This window comes from Moorena sp. SIO4A1, assembly GCF_010672065.1.
In the GTDB taxonomy this organism is placed as follows: Bacteria; Cyanobacteriota; Cyanobacteriia; order Cyanobacteriales; family Coleofasciculaceae; genus Moorena.
In genome coordinates, this window is the sequence record NZ_JAAHHX010000700.1 from 1 (window position 1) to 1,467 (window position 1,467).

Annotated in this window: 1 protein-coding gene; it reads right to left on the bottom strand. The window is 42.9% G+C overall.

The features are described from left to right. Positions 1–107: 107 nt before the first annotated feature. The coding region (locus F6K53_RS42075; RefSeq protein ID WP_293086420.1) for a CHASE2 domain-containing protein at positions 108–1,467 on the bottom strand (1,360 nt) is incomplete at its 5' end.

A 1,467-nucleotide genomic window follows, 5' to 3' on the forward strand; every position in this document is an offset into this window, starting at 1 on the left:
AAAAGTATCTAAAACAATTGGATGATCAAGCGAGCCTTTACATTTGAGATGTAAACAGAAGCGCGAGTAGTAAAGGCAAGATGCAAGAAGCAAAAAGCAAGATATAATCAAGTATCTAGGGATTTTTGGTAATATAAAAAACTGTCATCCTTGTTTACATTTGATTTAAAAATGCTAGAAACTACGATGGCTCCACTGGTTGCCACTAAGGCCAACGCTGATGGTATAAAAGGTATCCATCCCCCTTGGAGTAACAGACCATAACAGACTCCAGATAAAAGGCTGATACCAACAAAAACAGCAATTCCCAAGTAGGATGGGGAATGTAAACGCCAAACTAATAGGCCTCCCACCACAGACCAACTACCAATCCAAAGCATTTCCCCCCACTGTGGCAACCACCAGAGCAAGGGTCGTTGCTTCAAAACGGCACTAATAATCTGACTACTCATCTGAGCTTGAACCATAACCCCAGGTATTTTGTCAGACCATGGCCCTTTAGTATAGGGAGTCTGGTGTACATCCTTTAAATCTTTACCAACCCCAATCAAGACAATCTTATTTTTGACTAAATCCGGCAGTTGGGAGTCAAGTTTACCCTTGAGTAAGTCTTGGAGATTAACTTGTTTGGGATTATTGGCACGATAATTAAGGAGTATCTGATATCCCCTTGCATGTTCTGGCTTTAACTGATATCCACCAGCATTGTGTGCGAATTTCCGAAACACCACATCACCGATTTCTACATCCCCTGCTGAATTTCTCTTCATCGGCGGGATTCCCTCTTCGGCTAGGTAATTCAGAGCCACTTGTAAACTTAGAGAGTAACGAGTATTACAATTATCCGGATAGCCCATCCCTAGAAGTTGGCGACGGATAATATGATCTGGGTCACGAGGGAAATCACTAAAGCCGATCTGTTGTGATGTCATACCCGGTGGTGAAGCGATACCAGGGTGATCATTACTTTTCATTTGGCACACCGCAATGAAACGGGGATTTTGTTTCAATTGAGTCCCTAAGTTAGGTTCAAACTCAAAGTCATGATAAATATCTAAGCCAATCACTCGCGGTTGATAACGGTTGAGTTTTCGCAACAGTTCTGCCAAGGCTGTATCGGATAATGACCCTTTCCTCGACCAACCCATCTTTTCCTGATACTGAATATCAGGTTCATCCACCGCAATTACTAAAACCCGCTCATCCGGCTTTTCAGGTGGTCGCAGACCCATAAGATGGTCGAAAGCACGTAATTCTGATCCTTGTAACAGCCCAAGCGATCGCATTGTGATCACTGCGATAGTGACAATCAAACTTACCAGTAAAACCCTTGGGAGTTTGAGTTTATGCTTGAGATAGTCTCGATCATCAATAGGATTGCTAATATTTCGGATCAAGTCTTCCCAAGTTGGCGGTTCCAGAGCAGGATTTTGAAATATCACTGGTAACCAACTGGCACAGGGATAG